Source organism: Arthrobacter wenxiniae, from assembly GCF_013376105.1.
Classification (GTDB): Bacteria; Actinomycetota; Actinomycetes; order Actinomycetales; family Micrococcaceae; genus Specibacter; species Specibacter wenxiniae.
Genome location: NZ_JAAMFM010000012.1, coordinates 21,023 through 37,529 on the forward strand (window position 1 = coordinate 21,023; position 16,507 = coordinate 37,529).

Here is a 16,507-nt window from a genome sequence, read left to right on the forward strand (position 1 = left end):
TGACGATTGAGGGGGATGCATGATTTCCGGCTTTGAGGACATCACGACCGCCACGATTTTGTTGATTCTGGTGGCCGGCTTCGCCGCGGGCTGGATTGACGCCGTGGTGGGCGGGGGAGGGCTGATCCAGCTGCCGGTGATGTTGATGGTGCCGGGGATTTCGCCGGTGCAGGCGCTGGCCACGAACAAGATGGGCTCGATCTTTGGCACGGCCACGAGCTCCGTCACGTACTATCGGCGGGTCAAACCGGACCTGCGGACCGCCCTGCCCATGGCGGGGGTGGCCCTGCTGGGCAGCGTGGGCGGGGCAGTGGTGGCGGCGAGCCTGCCGGGTTCCGTGTTCAAGCCCATCATTGTCGCGGCACTGGTGGCAGTGCTGCTGTTTACGGCGTTCAAGCCTCTCATGGGGGAGGTGACGGCGCTTCGGCACTCGGGCCGGCGGCACTACATCCTGGCCGGGGGCATCGGCGGCATCATCGGCTTTTACGACGGCCTGATCGGCCCGGGGACGGGATCGTTCCTGGTGATAGCCCTCGTCAGCCTCATGGGGTACGCGTTCCTGGAAGCCAGCGCCAAGGCGAAGATCGTCAACCTCGCCACGAATGCGGGCGCGCTGATGTTCTTCCTGCCGCACGGCTCCCTGCTGTGGGGTGTGGGGCTGGTGCTCGGCGCGGCAAACATGGCCGGCGGCTACCTCGGGGCGCGCACGGCGGTCAAGCAGGGCAACAAGTTCATCCGGGTCGTGTTCCTGGCCGTGGTGACGGTGCTGATCGTCAAACTCGGCATTGACGTCTGGAACGAAAACGGGGTCGGCGCCTGGGCGACCGCCGTCCTGGGCGTCTAATCCAGCGTCTTGAGGTCGTGGGCGGCCGGAAGGCCCGGAAGCGACCTGCCGGCCATGGTGCCGGCCACCCACAGGGAACGCTGGGCGTCGCCGCCGTGGTGGGCCGATTCGAGGTACGAGAGCGCGTTCTCCACTTCCCGGACCACTGACCAGGCGGCCGCCACGTCGGCGTCAAGCCCCGCCGCGGCGGAGAGGGCTGAACAGCGACGCCGGAGCGCGGCCTCGGCGTTCCGGCGCGGCAGGTCCTGGATCCGGTTCCAGAGGCATGGCGCCACCGCAAATTCCGCGTCCCCCACCTGTGGCTGCGGATCGATGCCGAGGTAGCCGGTGCCGTCCAGCGACGCCAGGATGTTCAGGTAGTGGAAGTCCGTGTGGACCAGCACGTCCCGGGACGAGCGGCGGGACACGGCGCCGCGCGTCTGGCAGACCTCTAGCGCCGCCTCCAGCAGCCACACAGGAAATGGCCGGTTGAGGTCGTTCCAGCGGGCGGGGAGCTCGTCGCAGAACCGTTCCGCCGTCGCGGCAATGTGCGGCATGTGGAACCAGCCGGGCCTTTCGTCCGGCTCAATGGACAGCTGCCTGACCAGCGCGCCCCACACGTCCACGGCCTCCGCCATGGGGACGTCATTCAGGGACTTCCCCGCGTCCAGCCGTGCAGTGACCATGGAGCAGGTGGCCGGGTCGTGCTCGAGGATCTGTACCATGCCCTGCCCGTTCCACAGTGAGAGCGCGATGGGTTCGAGCACGGTCTCGTCGTAAGGGAAGGCGATCTTCAGGGCCGCTGCGGCGCCATCCGGGCGGCGGACGGGCACCACAATCCCCGTGTGTCCGTGCCAGGGCGGCACACCCCGGGGAAGGTCCACGGTGAGTTCCCAACGCTGCAGCGCTGCACTGATGAAGCCCGGGAGTTCGGCCAGCCAGGCCCGGCCCTCGGGACTGCGCGCGTGGCGGCGGTGCAGGTCTTCCGGGATGTCAACGGTGGCGGCCATGCAGCCAGCCTATCGTCAACCCACAAGGCCGCTGGCGCCCAGCAGGCTGCCAATCCCGAAGGTGGCGGCCAAGGCCAATGCACCTCCGGCCACCACCCGGGACGCGGCCCGGGGTTTGGAGCCGCCGCCGATCGTGGCCCCGATCCAGCCCGTGATTCCGAGGGCTGCCAGGACCACCACAAAGGTGGCCGGGACGCGCATGCCGGCCGGGGGCAGGAGGATGGCCAGCATGGGAAGCACGGCGCCAAGCGTGAACGCGATGGCCGAGGCGAACGCCGCATGCCAGGGGCTGACGACGTCGTCCTCGTCGAGGTTAAGCTCTGCGGACAGGTGTGCGCGGAGGGCGTCGCGGTCCGTCAGTTCCCGGGCCACCAGCGCCGCGGTGTCCCGGGAGAGCCCCTTTCCCTCATACAGCCCGGCCAGACCGGCCAGGTTCAGCCCGGGCTGCCGCGCCAGGTCGCGGCGCTTTTCCTCGATCATGGATTGTTGACTGTCACGCTGGCTGCTGACGGACACGTACTCGCCCAGGGCCATGGAGATGGCGCCGCCCACCAGGGCGGCCATGCCGGCGGTGAGCAGGGGGCCCGTGGCGGCGGTGGCGCCGGCAACGCCCACCACCACGGCGGCTACGGAGACGATTCCGTCATTGGCGCCGAGCACGCCGGCACGCAGCCAGTTGAGTCGTTGGGCAATTTCGGCCGTGCGCGGCAGGCGAGGCCGCGTCCCCAGATCTTCCGCACGCTTCATGCCCTCAAGCAAACCACCCGCCCTCACTGGCCGCCAGCAAGGTGAGGATGTCCTCGCTGAGGCATGCCTATCCTGCGTCCTGGACCGGCGCCGGCCCGCACGGGGCTAGGGCATGGCTGGTACGGAGCCTGTTACAGTCGGCGCGGTGCCGGCGGGGGCCGGCACCGCGGTGTTGGCAATGCCTGGCAGCGGGTCGAGGCCGCCGCCCCATTCCTGCTGGCGGCTGGCGGACCCCACCAGTCCGGCCACCGCCATTTCGCGAAGGCCCGGCAGACGGGCGGCCACGGCCTGCGCGGCCCCGGCTTTCGCCGTGGCGGGCGCGCCGGGGGACTCCTTGTCAGGCGCGCTGAGGGACGCCAGGTCGCCGTACACCAGGGCCAGCTCCCCTTCCAGCTTCGCCAGGGCGGCCTCCGGGGCCTCCGTGAATTCCCGGGCAAGCACAAATCCGGGCACGGCTGCGGCCACAGGCAGGCAGCGCCGCGCGAGTTCGGCGTTGAGGAGACCGAGGTTGTTCTCGTGGACTGCGGCCAGTTCCACCGCCCGGCCGAGTCCCGGCTCCGCTAAACGGGAGCCGGCCACCTGGTAGGCATAGGCAGCCTTCTGCTCCGCGCGGGCCGCGGCGGTGAGCGCGGCGTCGGCGCTTGTCCCGGCCTGGGGTGCCCGCGTGGACTTGCAGCTGGCGGAGGGGTCCGGCACGGGCTGAAGGGCGGCGGGGAGATAGGGGGATGGTGGGGCCGGCTTCCCCAACCGGCCGTCCAGGGCGGCGGCCAGCAGCAGCCTGTTCACGCCGGCCGCGGCGAAGGTCCTGCCCAGGGCGCCGTCCGCTGTCAGGGAGTCCGCGAGCAGGGTGTTGGCGCTGCCGGCAAGGGCCTGCGCAAAGCCGGCAGTCGTCGCGGCTGGCGCCGTGGGTGCTGCTTGGGCCGTTGCCGCGTGGCTGCCGGCGAGGGCGGCAAGTTGCAGTTCCAGGGCCGCGGCGCCGTGGGCCAGCCAGGTTTTGGTGGCGGCGTCCTTTTCCGCGTCGCGGGCGGAGCGCGCCAGGGACAGCAGCAGCTGCGTCTGGGTCCATGACGCGTCCCGAGCGGCTTCGGTGGCGGACGCGCCGCCGTCGGCGTCGTCTGCCGGGACCACGGTCCCGAGGCCCAGCACCATGGCGCCAATCAGGACCAGGAACAACAATCCACGCGCCCAGGCCCACCCGCCCTTTCGGCGTTTCAGGGCTGCCGCCGCCCGTGCAGGCGGCGCGGCTGGCGCCGTGCCCCTTTCGGTGGGCGGGGGCACGGCGGCGGCTTCCGGACTGACGTCCTCGGCCAGCCGTCTGGCGCGCCGGGTCAGCGGGGCAGGAGCGGGCTCTGCGTCGGCTGCCTTAACGGACCCGACTCCTTCATCGGGCCCGCGTTCATCGGGTTCGCGCGACGGTGCCGGCCCGGCCGCGGGCTCGGCAGGAGTTTCCGGTTCGGCGTCCGGCTGGGCGTCCGGCTGGGCGGACGCAGCCGGTTCGGCCTGGGCTTCTGTCTCCGACGCGGGTTCGTCGTGGGGTCCCTTTTCGACGGCTGCGCCGGCCCCGCCGGCGGATCCCACGGCGGCCCGTGCAGGCGGCTCGGCAAGGTGGGTTTCGGCGTCGACCTTCACGGGGGCGGCAGAAGCAGCGCCGGGGGAAGGGACCAGCTTCCCGTCGGGGCCGAACACCAGCAGGGCCGGCGCCGCGGATGCCGACGCGGGGGCACCGGCGGGCGAGGAGGCCCGCCGCGCCCCGGTCCGCAGCGGACGGGCGGCTGCCTTCGTGGACCGCACATCCACGGATGGGTCCGTGGCGGGCTCGGCTGGGGACGGGGAATTAGTCACAACTGTTGATGATCTCATGATGTGGCGGCCCCCTGCACACCGGGGCTTGCCAGCCGGGTCCGGACATGGGCATCATGCGTTCTTACTCACACTTACTCACAGTAAAATCGTTCTGCGGCACGTCCGGAAACTCGGTAGTGTAGATATCCACAACATCATTTAAGGGAGGCGGTCCGTTCCATGGCCAAGCCGGACAGGCCCAAAGCGGCCCGAAACTCGGGGAATTTCCGCTCGGCCGTCGACCCCATCGCCGAAGCACAGCGGCTGACCGCGCTGCTGGCCCCCACCGTTACTGCGGCCGGCCTGTTCCTGGAGGACGTCAAGGTGCAGATGGCGGGGATGCACCGCACGGTTTCCGTGGTGGTCGACCTGCCCGAAACCCAAACCGGGGGTGTTGGCCTGGACGCCATCGCCCAGGTTTCGAAGGCGCTCTCCGACACCATGGACGCCGACCCCAACGACGACGGCCAGCCCTACAACCTGGAAATCTCCTCCCCGGGTGCAACGCGCCCGTTGACGGAACCGCGCCACTGGCGCCGGGCCATGGGGCGCATGGTCAAGGTCAACGCCGTCGGCCGTGAAAACCTGGTGGGGCGCGTCCTGGCCGTGGACGGCGACGGGGTGCTGCTGCTCCCTGAAGTGCCCGTGAAGAAGGGCATGAAGGCCAAGCACGGTGAGCCCGAGAAGGTGTTGTTTTCAGCAATCCGCCGCGGCGTTGTTGAAATAGAGTTCGCTCGCCTGGACCAGGCCGAGCTTGATTTGGAATTTGAACCGACCGGCGGCGACGCTGTCGACGGAGAGGAAAGCTGACCATGGACATTGATATGAGCGCGTTGCGAATACTGGAGCGCGAGCGTGAAATTCCCCTGGATCTGCTGATCCCCACCATCGAGCAGGCCCTGCTCATGGCCTACCACAAGTCCCCGGGAGCCATTGAGCAGGCCCGCGCCGAACTGGACCGCAAAAGTGGGCATGTCACCATCTGGGCCGCCGAGCTCGATGAGGACGGTGAGCGGGTTGGCGAGTTTGACGACACCCCGGCGGGCTTTGGCCGCATCGCCGCCAGCACGGCCCGCCAAATCATTCTCCAGCGCCTGCGCGACGTCGAGGACGACAACGTCTTGGGCGAGTTCCGTGGGAAGGAAGGCGAACTGGTCGCGGGCCAGATCCAGCAGGGCAACAACCCGAACATGATCCAGATCAACCTGGGCGCCGTCGAAGGCGTGCTTCCGCCCAATGAACAGGTCCCCGGTGAAAGCTACCGCCACGGCAACCGACTGCGGGCGTTCGTGGTGGACGTGCACCGCGGCCTGAAGGGCCCTTCCATCACGTTGTCCCGCTCCCACCCCGGACTGGTGCGCAAGCTCTTCGAGATGGAAGTGCCGGAGATCGCGGACAACACCGTGGAGATCGTCGCCCTGGCCCGGGAAGCCGGACACCGCACCAAGATTGCCGTCAAGGCCAACAAGGCCGGCGTCAACGCCAAAGGCGCCTGCATCGGTGAAATGGGTTCGCGCGTGCGTGCCGTCATGACCGAATTGAACGACGAAAAGATCGACATCGTCGATTACCACGACGACCCGGCCACGTTCATCGCCAATGCACTGTCCCCGTCCAAGGTGATTTCGGTCACAATCGTGGATGCGGATTCCCGCTCGGCCCGTGTGGTGGTTCCCGACTACCAGCTGTCGCTGGCCATCGGCAAGGAGGGGCAGAACGCCCGCCTGGCCGCCAAGCTCACCGGGTGGCGCATCGACATCAGTTCCGATGCCGCCGCTGAATAGGTAGCGGACCGTTGGCACGCTAGACTAGGGGGGGACCGGGCCTTAGGGCCGTCTGTGACCAAAATATTGTTAGGCATCGCGCAGTTGGTAAAGAACGCTGTCACGGCAGGGGGCCCCGCCCCCACCTTTACCGGAGCTGCACGAACCTGCATTGGGTGCAGGCAAACCGCCGCCCGGGATCAACTGGTGCGACTTGTGAGGACAACCAGCGGATCCGGGGAGCCGGAAGCGCTGGTTGATTTACGACGTCGCATGCCTGGCAGGGGAGCGTGGCTGCACCCCAGCCCGGACTGTTTGCAGCTGGCTTTCAAACGCCGAGCCATTGGGCGGGCCCTTCCGGGCGTCACCAATGCCGGCGACCTTGCAGAGCGGCTTGCAGGCCTGTCTCGAGACGGCGTCCAATCACTACGAACCGACATTGTCCCTTTGTGAAAGCGGGTCAGAAAACCGATGGAAACCCGATGAGTACCCAGCGATGAGTACCCAAAAATGAGCATCTTCGTGCTCTCCAACGCCGCCCATTCCGACATGGAATGTTGCAGTAAGAATTAAGCGGTTCGTACCTGTCCGGTGCGGGCCGAGACAGGAGTAATGTGGCCAAGGCCCGCGTACACGAGCTTGCAAAAGAGCTCGGCATCACCTCAAAGGAAGCAGTGACCAAACTGCAGGAGCTCGGCGAATTTGTTCGCTCGGCGTCCTCCACCATTGAGGCCCCCGTCGTGAAGAAGCTTCGCGACGCATTCCCCGTTGCCCCCACGGCAGCGGAGTCCAAGCCCGCCGCGGCGGCACCTGCCAAGGCAAGGCCGGCCGAAGCCGCGCCGGCGCCCGCCGCCCCCGCCCCGCAGGCAGCACCCGCCCCGCAGGCAGCACCCGCGGCTGGGGCCTCGGGGCCCGCAATGGTGCCCGGCCCCAAGGCCGCGGCGTCGTCCAAGCCGGCAACGCCCGCCGCTCCGGCACCCGCCGCTCCGGCGCCCGCTGCCCCGGCAGCACCGGCGCCCGCTGCCCCGGCAGCACCGGCGCCCGCCCCGGCTGCCGGGCCGCGCCCGGGCAACAACCCCTTCGCCTCCTCCCAGGGCATGCCGCGCTCCGGCCGCCCCGAGCGTGGCGAGAGCCGTGACGGCAACCGTGCCCCGCGTCCCGCCGGTTCCGGCAGTGCGGGCCCCCGTCCGGGCAACAACCCGTTTGCACCATCCCAGGGCATGCCCCGTCCGGGTGCACCGCGCAGCGCCGAGCCAGGCGCCGGCGGACCCCGTCCGGGCGGCCCCCGCCCCGGGGCTCCCCGTCCGGGCGCCCCGCGTCCCGCCGGCGCCCCCGGTGCGGGCGGACCCCGTCCGGGCGCCCCGCGTCCCGGCGGTGCCCGCCCCACACCGGGCATGATGCCCAACCGCACCGAGCGCCCCGCGGCACCCGGCCGCGGCAGCGACCGTCCCGGCGGTGCCGGTCGCGGTCGTCCCGGCGCGCCGGGGGCGACCCCCGGCGGCGCACCGGGCGGCGCTCCCGCCGGTGGCGGCTTTGGCAAGGGCGGCCGCGGTCGCGGCGGTACCCAGGGCGCCTTCGGCAAGGGCGGCGCAGGCCGCGGCAAGCAGCGCAAGTCGAAGCGTGCCAAGCGCCAGGAACTGGAGCAGATGAGCGCTCCGTCCCTGGGCGGCGTCAGCGTACCCCGCGGCGACGGCAGCACCGTTGTGCGCCTGCGCCGCGGCTCCTCAATCACGGACTTTGCCGACAAGATTGAGGCAAATCCCGCAGCACTGGTGACAGTGCTCTTCCACCTGGGCGAAATGGCCACGGCCACGCAGTCCCTGGATGAAGACACGTTCGCCTTGCTGGGCGAGGAGCTGGGCTACAAGGTCCAGGTCGTTTCCCCCGAGGACGAAGAGCGCGAACTGCTCAGCAGCTTCGACATCGACTTCGATGCCGAGCTTGAGGCAGAGGGCGACGAAGACCTTGAGGTCCGTCCGCCGGTGGTCACCGTCATGGGCCACGTGGACCATGGTAAGACCCGCCTGCTGGATGCCATCCGCAAGTCGGACGTTGTGGCCGACGAGCACGGCGGCATCACCCAGCACATCGGCGCCTACCAGATCGTGCACGATCATGAAGGCATCCCGCGTGAGATCACCTTTATTGACACTCCCGGACACGAGGCGTTCACCGCCATGCGTGCCCGTGGTGCCAAGGTCACCGACATTGCCATCCTGGTGGTCGCGGCCGATGACGGCGTCATGCCCCAGACCATTGAGGCACTCAACCACGCCCAGGCGGCCAATGTGCCGATCGTGGTCGCGGTCAACAAGATCGACAAGGACACGGCGAACCCGGAGAAGATCCGCGGCCAGCTGACCGAGTACGGCCTGGTGCCCGAGGAATACGGTGGCGACACCATGTTCGTTGACGTATCGGCCCGCAACAACATCAATATCGAGGAACTCCTCGAAGCTGTGCTGTTGACGGCAGACGCCGCCCTGGACATGCGCGCCAACCCGAACAAGGACGCAAGAGGCATCGCGATTGAAGCGAACCTGGACAAGGGCCGCGGTTCCGTGGCCACCGTCCTGGTGCAGTCAGGCACCTTGCACGTTGGCGACACCATTGTGGCCGGTACGGCCCACGGCCGCGTCCGTGCCATGTTTGACGAGAACGGTGACGCCATCACCGAGGCCGGTCCGTCGCGTCCGGTCCAGGTGCTGGGCCTGTCCAACGTTCCCCGCGCAGGTGACACGTTCTTCGTCACGGGCGATGAGCGCACGGCCCGCCAGATCGCCGAAAAGCGTGAGGCTGCCGACCGCAACGCGGCCCTGGCCAAGCGCCGCAAGCGCATCAGCCTGGAGGACTTCGACCAGGCCGTGGCGGAGGGCAAGGTTGACACCCTCAACCTCATCCTCAAGGGTGACGTGTCCGGTGCCGTCGAGGCATTGGAAGACTCGCTGCTCAAGATCGATGTGGGCGACAGCGTGCAGCTGCGCGTCATCCACCGCGGTGTGGGTGCCATCACGCAGAACGACGTCAACCTGGCCACGGTGGACAACGCCATCATCATCGGCTTCAACGTCAAGCCGGCCGAGCGTGTTGCCGAACTGGCCGACCGCGAGGGCGTTGACATGCGCTTCTACTCGGTCATCTATGGCGCCATCGATGACATTGAGCTTGCACTCAAGGGCATGCTCAAGCCCGAGTACGAGGAAGTTGAACTGGGTACCGCGGAAATCCGCGAAGTGTTCCGCTCTTCCAAGTTCGGCAACATTGCCGGCTCGATCGTCCGCTCCGGCACGATCCGACGCAACTCGAAGGCCCGCGTGCTCCGTGGCGGCAAGGTCATCGGCGAGAACCTCACCGTTGACTCGCTCAAGCGCTTCAAGGATGACGCAACCGAAGTCCGCACGGACTTCGAGTGTGGTATCGGTTTGGGATCGTTCAACGACCTGCAGGCCGAGGACATCATCCAGACGTTCGAGATGCGCGAGAAGCCGCGCGTCTAGGATCGTCTCAAGAGGCGGGGCGCCTCCAAGTTGTTGGGGGGCGCCCCGCCCCTTCGGGTGGCCGCTCGGGACTTGCGTCCTGAGCGGCCACGCTCCCTGGCGCCCCCACAACTTTCCGGCTTCCGTCGTAGACCCGCCTTGGTCTCACGGAACGGATCTGGACATGGACAGTCGCTGAACCGCGGCGGCCGTCTACCGTCCCCTTTATCCTTTAGGAGAACACCATGGCTGATTCAGCCCGCGCCGCCAAGCTGGCCCAGCGCATCAAGGTTGTTGTGGCCGAAGGCCTCCGCCGCCGGGTCAAGGACCCGCGCGTCGAAGGCATCACCGTCACCGACGCCCGTGTCACGAACGACCTCCAGCACGCCACCGTCTACTACACGGTCTTGGGCGACGAGACAGCCCAGTCCGAGGCCAAGACAGGACTCGAGCGCGCCAAGGGCGTGCTCCGTGCCGAGGTGGGCAGGAACATCACGGTGCGCCTGACGCCCACCCTTGAGTTCGTGGCGGATGAAATCCCCGTCAACGCCTCCAACCTGGAAGCCCTGCTCCGCGTGGCGAAGGAGCGCGACGCCAAGCTGGCCGAGCTCTCCGCCAACGCCGAGTTCGCCGGCGACGCGGACCCGTACAAGAAGGACGAAGAGGACGAGGACGCCTAGTCCCGGGCACGACGGCGGCCGGCCACCTTTTGCAGGAAAGGTGGCCGGCCCGTTCGCTGCCTTCCATGCCTCCCAAGCCTGCCAAGCCTCGCACGCTCGGTTCGGGACCCCCGGCAGCTCCCTTACCGGCGCTTCGTGAGTACCAACTTCACCTCAGCCGCATCGTGACCAGGCTGCCTCCGTTCTCTTCGTCCAATGCGCCGGTGACTGCCGCCAGGGTGGTGCCCCTGACGGCAACGTCGGCGGCCATCGCGGCAGGCAGCACCGTCGTGGCCTTGCCGTTCTTGACCACGGAGACGCCGTCGCCGAAGAGCTGGGCGACGTAGACGTTGTTTTTGCCGTCCACGGCGATCCCGGTGGGCGCTGCCAACCCTTGTGCCACGAGCTGCGTCGTGCCGCTGTGCACGTTCATCCGGTATGCCTTGCCGACCCCCAGGCTTTCACCCGGTACGCCGGGCAGCACGGTGTAGTAGAGCCACTGTCCGCTGAGCGTGATGTCCGTGGGCACCGCCTGGGCGTAGTACTTCAGCCCCACCATGCACTGCGGGATGTCCATGCCCATCCCGGCGGCCATGGCAACCACCTGCGCGTCGATGGTGATGGGTTCGGCGGGCAGGACCTTGACGAGCTTGACCTTGCCCGTATCTGTCACGTGCAGGATGCTGTTGGCACCTGCGTCGGCCACGTACACTCCGCCGTTGACGGGCACGGAGGCGTACGGGTGCGAGAAGACTTCGCCGGCGGTCTGCAGGTACGGTGCCTGGGCGAGGCAGGCCGGCGCGGCGTCGCGGACGCCGTAGACGGTCTTGCCGTCGGGGTTGTGGGCACCTTCAAAGACGCTCAGGTCCGCGATCTGGCGGGTGTTGCCGCGGTGGTCGATGCTCATGAGCCGCGCCGGCAGCAGTTCCGCCCCCGGCTCCGGGCCCGTACCCTGGTCGTTGTTGAAGTAGTACGTGGTGCCGTCCCGGTGCGAGACGCCGCCAATCTCCTGTCCCGGCGCGCTGACCACGGTGGTCTTCACGCCCTTGGCGGAAATGCTGGTCAGCTTCCCGACAAACGATTCCGTCACCAGGTAGCTGCCCTTCGGCCCGAAAGCGACCTTCAGCGGGCTGATCAACTGGGACGCCACGACCGTGGCGGGCGTGGGGTGGTGCTTCTTGGCATGGTGGCTGCCCTGATGTGCCGCGGCGGGTCCTGCCGCCACGGCGATTGCCAACACGCCCGCGGCTGCTGCCGCGGCTATTCTTGACCTCATTTTTGTTCCCTTGGGGAGGGCCCGGTGATGACGGGCGGAGCGATGAAGGGGACCCGCCCGCCTCAGGCAGTGGCTGTGCGGCAACGGGCCAGACACGCGCGGCCGATGCCGGCCCGGTGAACTGGATGTTGCCCCAGCATCAACTCTCCACAAGACGCCGTCCGGGTGGGACCGGACGCGTCGGCCCAGCCTATGTGATGGTCGTCACAGGGTCAAGCATTTGTTTCCCGCCCGATATACTTCAAAGCGTGCTTTCCGGACTGGTAATCGTTGACAAACCGCAGGGATGGACCAGCCATGACGTGGTTGGCCGGATGCGGAGGCTTGCGGGGACCCGTAAAGTGGGCCACGCCGGCACGCTGGACCCCATGGCCACGGGCGTTCTGGTGGTGGGCGTCAACAAGGCCACCCGGCTGCTGACCTACATTGTGGGCACCACGAAGGCATATGACGCCACCATCCGGCTGGGCGCCACCACCGTCACGGACGACGCCGAGGGTGAGCTTGTGCACACCGGCTCGACGGCGGCCGTCACCGACGCCGCAATCCGTGCCGGCGTCGCGGCCCTCACCGGGGCCATCAGCCAGGTCCCCAGCAGCGTCAGCGCCATCAAGGTCAACGGGGAACGCGCCTATGCCCGCGTCCGCTCCGGCGAGGACGTCAAGCTCGCGGCCCGGCCCGTCACCATCCACTCCTTTGACGTCCTGGGCATCCGCCGCGGCGCACACGAAGGCGGTGCGCACGCCGGGACCGAGTACATCGACGTGGACGCCACGGTTGAATGTTCCTCCGGCACCTACATCCGCGCCCTGGCCCGCGACCTGGGCGCCGGGCTTGGCGTGGGCGGCCACCTGACCGCGCTGCGGCGCACCAGGGTCGGCCCGTATTCGATCGGCCAGGCACGGACCCTGGAGCAGCTGGCCGCGGACCTGCGCCTCCTCGACATCGCCGACGCCGCCCGCGCGCTAATGCCCGTGCGGGAACTGACGGCGGAAGAGGCCGTGGAACTGTCCTTCGGCCGTCGCATCGCGGCCAGCCCGGACGGCCTGCACACGGCCGCCAACCCTGCCGCCGCGTTCGCCCCCGACGGCACGCTCGCGGCCCTGCTGGCCGACGCCGGAAGCTACGCGAAACCGGTGCTGGTCTTCCCCCGGGAGTCCGCCCAGTGACCGTGGACGGCTGGTTTTACGTTGGGCTGGTGGTGGGCCTGGCCTCCACCATCATCTGCGTCGTTGCGGCGGTGACCAGGAAGAAACCCAACGACATCACCCTGGTCTCGCTGGCCGGCGTCGAACTTTTCATCCTCGTGTATGCGGGCGCCTCCCTGGTCCGACTGGCCACGGGGGAGCACCTGGCGGGTGCCGGCTGGGAGTTTTGGGGCTACATGTTCACCGCGGCCGCCCTGCCCGTGGCCGGCTTCTACTGGGCCATGATGGAACGGACGTTTTGGTCCAACTACGTCATGGGGGCCGTGGGCGTGACCGTGGTGGTCATGATGGCCCGCATGGCACAGATTTGGTACGGCCTGAGTCCGGCCGTACAGCACCTGCAACCTGGAATTGGACAATGAAGAACAAGTTAAGCAATACCGGCGGCACCCCGGACGCGCCGGCACCGGGCCGGACCACGGGCGCGGGGCGGCTCCTGATCACCGTGTACGGCATTTTCGCCATCTCCGCCAGCGCCCGTGCCGGGTTCCAAATCGCCACGGCCTTCAAGGACGCGCCCCTGGCGTACCTGCTCTCCGCCTTCGCCGCGGCCGTCTACATCGTGGCGACCGTGTCGCTGGCACGCCGCGGGCACAAGTGGGCCGTGGCCGCCACGGTGTCCATCTGCATTGAACTGGCCGGCGTGCTGGTGGTGGGACTGCTCAGCGTCTTTGACGCCCGCGCATTCCCGCACGCCACCGTGTGGAGCATGTTCGGGCAGGGCTACGGCTACGTGCCGCTGGTCCTGCCGCTGGTCGGCCTGTGGTGGCTCTACCGCCACCGCGACCGCGCGGCAGCCCCGAAGTGAGCGCGCCCGCCTTGGAACGCACGACGCCGGACCTCCCCCGGGGCGGCGGGCCCACCTCCCTGCGCCGGTTCACGGCGGCCGACGCCGCCGCCTTTGCCGCAATCCACCAGGACCCCCTCAACGTGAAGTGGGCCGGCGCGGATCCGGGAATGACGGTGGAGCGTGCCGCGGCGCTAATCTCGGGCCCCATCGCCGAAGGCTGGGACGACGGGTCCCTGCTGCGCTTTGCCATCGTGGAGGAACTCCGCGGCGGGGCCGCCGTCATTGGCACGGTCAGCCTCCAGGACGTCCAGCGCCCGCCGGCCGGAGGAGCTGCCTCCGTCGGCATCAAGCTGCTGGCCACGGGCCGGGGCCGGGGGAGCGGGCGCCGCGCCGTGGAGCTCGCCTGCGACTATGCCTTCGGCGCCCTGGGGCTCTCCGTGCTGCACTGGCGCACCACGGTGGGCAACCATGCCAGCCGGGCGCTGGCGGAACGCTGCGGCTTCCGGCTCGTAGCCGAAATCCCCGGCCACGGCCACGTCGACGGCGAAATCGCCGACGGCTGGGTGCTGGTGCGGGAAGCGGCACCCGCGCCCGCCGGGCCCGACGCCCCGGAGCTGCAGGTTCAGGCCGTGGTGCCGCGCCTCACCGACGGCTCCGTGCTGCTGCGTGCCCTGCGGGATTCGGACGCCGAGCAACTGGTGGCCAACTGCTCCGACCCCGAGGCCGTCCGCTGGACGACCGTGCCGCTGGGCTACACGCGCGGGCACGCGGCCCACTTCATCCACACCATTGCACCAGATGGCTGGCGCAGCGGCGCCACCCTGACCTTTGCCGTTGCGGACCGCGCCACCGACGGGCTGCTGGGCACGGTGGACCTGCAGTGCAAGCACCCGGGGGCGGCGGCTGTCGGCATAAACTTTGGCGAGCACGCGCGCGGCACGGGCGCGGCGGAAAGGGCCGTGCGGCTGCTGGCCGACCATGCGTTCAACCAGCTCAACCTCAGCTACCTGCACTGGTCCGCCATGGTGCCCAACTGGGGCAGCCGCAAGCTTGCCTGGAAGCTGGGGTTCACCCTGGAGGGCCAGGTCCGAGGCGGGTTCAACAACCGCGGGACGCCCGCCGACCGGTGGATCCTGACGCTTGCCGCCACCGATCCGCGCACGCCGCAGGGGCCCTGGGACGGGCCGCCGGCCGCCAGGCGGTAATCTTGAAAAGTCTGCCCGCGGGCAGCTTGCCGGCACGCCAAACGCAAGAGGATGAGCAAGTGCACATATGGAACACACTGGAGCAGGTGCCGGCGGGGTTCGGCCCCAGCGTGGTCGCGCTGGGAAACTTTGACGGGCTGCACCGGGGGCACCAGCAGGTGCTCGGACTGGTCAAGGCCGAGGCCGTGCGCCGCGGCGGGCAGGCCATTGCCCTGACCTTTGACCCGCACCCGGCGCTGGTGCACCGGCCGGAGACGGCCCCGGCGCAGATCATGGGCCTGGCGGACAAGCTGGCCGCCATGGAGAAGCTGGGCATGGACGGCGTGCTGGTGGTTCCCTACACCCTGGAATTCGCCCAGCAGACGCCGGAGGAGTTTGTCCGCAACGTCTTCGTTGACACCCTCGGCGCCCGCGCCGTGGTGGTGGGCCACGACGTCCGCTTCGGCCGGGGCAACTCCGGTGACCTGGCGGCCATGGTGGCGCTCGGCACCCAACTTGGATTCGACGTCGTGCCTGTCCAGGACGAAGGCCACGACCGCCGCTGGTCCTCCACATGGGTGCGGGAGGCCTTGGCCAAGGGCGACGTCGACACCGCCGCCGAGGTCCTGGGCCGCTGGCACAGCATGAGCGGGGAGGTGGTGCACGGGGCCGCGCGCGGGCGTGCCCTGGGCTTCCCGACGGCGAACCTCTCACCGGACGCCTGCGGCATCATCCCGGCCGACGGCGTCTACGCCGGCTGGCTGACCGACCAGCACGGCCACCGGTGGCGGGCCGCGATCTCCGTCGGATCGAACCCCACCTTCGTGGGCGTCAGCCGGCAGGTCGAGGCCTTCGTCATCGGGCGCCCGGAAGAGCCAGTGGAGGCCTTTGACCTGTACGGCCAGCGCGTGGTGGTGGAATTTGTCCGGCGGCTGCGCGGCATGGTGACGTACACCGGCCCCGAGGCGCTCATTGAGCAGATGCACCAGGACGTGGACCAAAGCCGGGAAATCCTGCAGGGCTGACCGGAGCGACACCGCGCCCGCTTCGACTTAACGGCTTCATCTGCCGTAAACTAGGGGATTGAGTCCGGCTGCAGTCCGTGGTGGCTGGATTCCGCCGTGTTCGGGGGTTCCCTTGAATGCGGTGACACCACGTTCACGGCACATCAATAGGAGTTACTTGTGGCACTTGAAGCCGCTGTAAAGCAAGAAATCATGCAGGCTTTCGCAACCAGCGAAGGTGACACTGGTTCGCCTGAGGTTCAGATCGCGATGCTCTCACGCCGCATCTCGGACCTGACCGAGCACCTGAAGATGCACAAGCACGACCACCACACCCGCCGCGGCCTCATGGCCCTGGTTGGCCGCCGTCGTCGCCTGCTCAGCTACCTGAAGGACACTGACATCACGCGCTACCGTACGCTCATCGAGCGCCTCGGCCTGCGCCGCTAGCATGGTGTGGGAGGCGGCCTTCCCCGCGCTGCGGGGGAGGCCGCCTTCACAGTATTGACGCCAGGCGGCGCGCACCCGCGCACCGGCCCGGCAGCTTGAGCCAAGGACGCCAACCGTCCGCCGCGCATTCGCGGTCCTCGGTAGTGGTCTCCGGGAACGGCCCTTCAGGGGCGCCCGTGGACCTCGATCGAAGACCGGGTGTTGTACAGGTCCCCGCAGCATGATCCGGTGGGGTGCCTGGGCTGGTGGTGGAGCGCTTCGTACGGTGCAAGCGT

Annotated in this window: 16 protein-coding genes; 12 read left to right on the top strand and 4 right to left on the bottom strand. The window is 68.7% G+C overall.

Annotated elements, in window-relative coordinates; all coding sequences use genetic code 11:
• Nucleotides 1–19 precede the first annotated feature (19 nt).
• Entirely contained in the window at nt 20–844 is an 825-nt protein-coding gene (locus G6034_RS09680; protein WP_176634904.1) for a sulfite exporter TauE/SafE family protein, read from the top strand.
• Here G6034_RS09680 and G6034_RS09685 read toward each other — a convergent pair.
• The 3 genes from G6034_RS09685 to G6034_RS20295 form a co-directional block, all read right to left on the bottom strand.
• Nucleotides 841–1,833 (bottom strand): aminoglycoside phosphotransferase family protein, encoded by a 993-nt coding sequence (locus tag G6034_RS09685; RefSeq protein WP_176634905.1) that lies wholly within the window; start codon nt 1,831–1,833, stop codon nt 841–843. The two genes, G6034_RS09680 and G6034_RS09685, sit on opposite strands and share 4 nt — an antisense overlap.
• 15 nt (nt 1,834–1,848) lie before the next feature.
• On the bottom strand, nt 1,849–2,580 hold the full coding sequence (locus tag G6034_RS09690; protein ID WP_176634906.1) for a VIT1/CCC1 transporter family protein: 732 nt from the start codon (nt 2,578–2,580) through the stop codon (nt 1,849–1,851).
• A 105-nt stretch (nt 2,581–2,685) separates the two neighbouring features.
• A complete protein-coding gene (locus tag G6034_RS20295; protein ID WP_176634907.1) occupies nt 2,686–4,422 on the bottom strand; it encodes a DUF4439 domain-containing protein in 1,737 nt (578 codons plus the stop codon).
• Nucleotides 4,423–4,602: 180 nt separating this feature from the next.
• On the opposite strand from G6034_RS20295, the gene G6034_RS09700 reads away from it, so the two are divergent.
• The 5 genes from G6034_RS09700 to rbfA all read left to right on the top strand — a co-directional run bounded on the left by G6034_RS09700 (nt 4,603) and on the right by rbfA (nt 10,341).
• A complete protein-coding gene (locus G6034_RS09700) occupies nt 4,603–5,232 on the top strand; it encodes a ribosome maturation factor RimP (protein ID WP_176634908.1) in 630 nt (209 codons plus the stop codon).
• Between the two features lie 2 nt (nt 5,233–5,234).
• Nucleotides 5,235–6,206, top strand: a complete 972-nt coding sequence (gene nusA, locus G6034_RS09705) for a transcription termination factor NusA (protein WP_176634909.1) — start codon at nt 5,235–5,237, stop codon at nt 6,204–6,206.
• Nucleotides 6,207–6,260: 54 nt separating this feature from the next.
• A complete protein-coding gene (locus tag G6034_RS20460; RefSeq protein ID WP_425485496.1) occupies nt 6,261–6,638 on the top strand; it encodes a YlxR family protein in 378 nt (125 codons plus the stop codon).
• 161 nt (nt 6,639–6,799) lie between these two features.
• Entirely contained in the window at nt 6,800–9,682 is a 2,883-nt protein-coding gene (gene infB / locus G6034_RS09715; RefSeq protein WP_176634910.1) for a translation initiation factor IF-2, read from the top strand.
• 224 nt (nt 9,683–9,906) lie between these two features.
• Complete coding sequence (gene rbfA / locus G6034_RS09720) at nt 9,907–10,341, top strand: 30S ribosome-binding factor RbfA (RefSeq protein ID WP_176634911.1); 435 nt, start codon at nt 9,907–9,909, stop codon at nt 10,339–10,341.
• A gap of 148 nt (nt 10,342–10,489) precedes the next feature.
• Here rbfA and G6034_RS09725 read toward each other — a convergent pair whose 3' ends face one another.
• Nucleotides 10,490–11,596 carry a ScyD/ScyE family protein gene (locus G6034_RS09725; RefSeq protein WP_176634912.1) on the bottom strand — a complete coding sequence of 369 codons (1,107 nt, stop codon included), beginning with the start codon at nt 11,594–11,596 and terminating at the stop codon, nt 10,490–10,492.
• A gap of 248 nt (nt 11,597–11,844) precedes the next feature.
• Between G6034_RS09725 and truB the strand changes: the two genes are divergently transcribed.
• The 6 genes from truB (at nt 11,845) to rpsO (ending at nt 16,232) form a co-directional block, all read left to right on the top strand.
• The gene (gene truB / locus G6034_RS09730) at nt 11,845–12,765 is read left to right on the top strand and encodes a tRNA pseudouridine(55) synthase TruB (RefSeq protein ID WP_343038008.1); all 921 of its coding nucleotides are present in this window, start codon (nt 11,845–11,847) and stop codon (nt 12,763–12,765) included.
• Nucleotides 12,762–13,166, top strand: coding sequence for a hypothetical protein (locus G6034_RS09735; protein ID WP_425485497.1), 405 nt, complete (start codon nt 12,762–12,764; stop codon nt 13,164–13,166). Before truB ends, G6034_RS09735 begins: the two co-directional genes overlap by 4 nt.
• Nucleotides 13,163–13,612 carry a hypothetical protein gene (locus G6034_RS09740; RefSeq protein WP_176634914.1) on the top strand — a complete coding sequence of 150 codons (450 nt, stop codon included), beginning with the start codon at nt 13,163–13,165 and terminating at the stop codon, nt 13,610–13,612. Before G6034_RS09735 ends, G6034_RS09740 begins: the two co-directional genes overlap by 4 nt.
• Nucleotides 13,609–14,799 (top strand): GNAT family N-acetyltransferase, encoded by a 1,191-nt coding sequence (locus G6034_RS09745; protein ID WP_176634915.1) that lies wholly within the window; start codon nt 13,609–13,611, stop codon nt 14,797–14,799. Before G6034_RS09740 ends, G6034_RS09745 begins: the two co-directional genes overlap by 4 nt.
• A 59-nt stretch (nt 14,800–14,858) precedes the next feature.
• Nucleotides 14,859–15,803 carry a bifunctional riboflavin kinase/FAD synthetase gene (locus G6034_RS09750; protein ID WP_176634916.1) on the top strand — a complete coding sequence of 315 codons (945 nt, stop codon included), beginning with the start codon at nt 14,859–14,861 and terminating at the stop codon, nt 15,801–15,803.
• A gap of 159 nt (nt 15,804–15,962) precedes the next feature.
• Complete coding sequence (rpsO, locus tag G6034_RS09755) at nt 15,963–16,232, top strand: 30S ribosomal protein S15 (RefSeq protein WP_176634917.1); 270 nt, start codon at nt 15,963–15,965, stop codon at nt 16,230–16,232.
• The last annotated feature ends 275 nt before the right edge of the window (nt 16,233–16,507 follow it).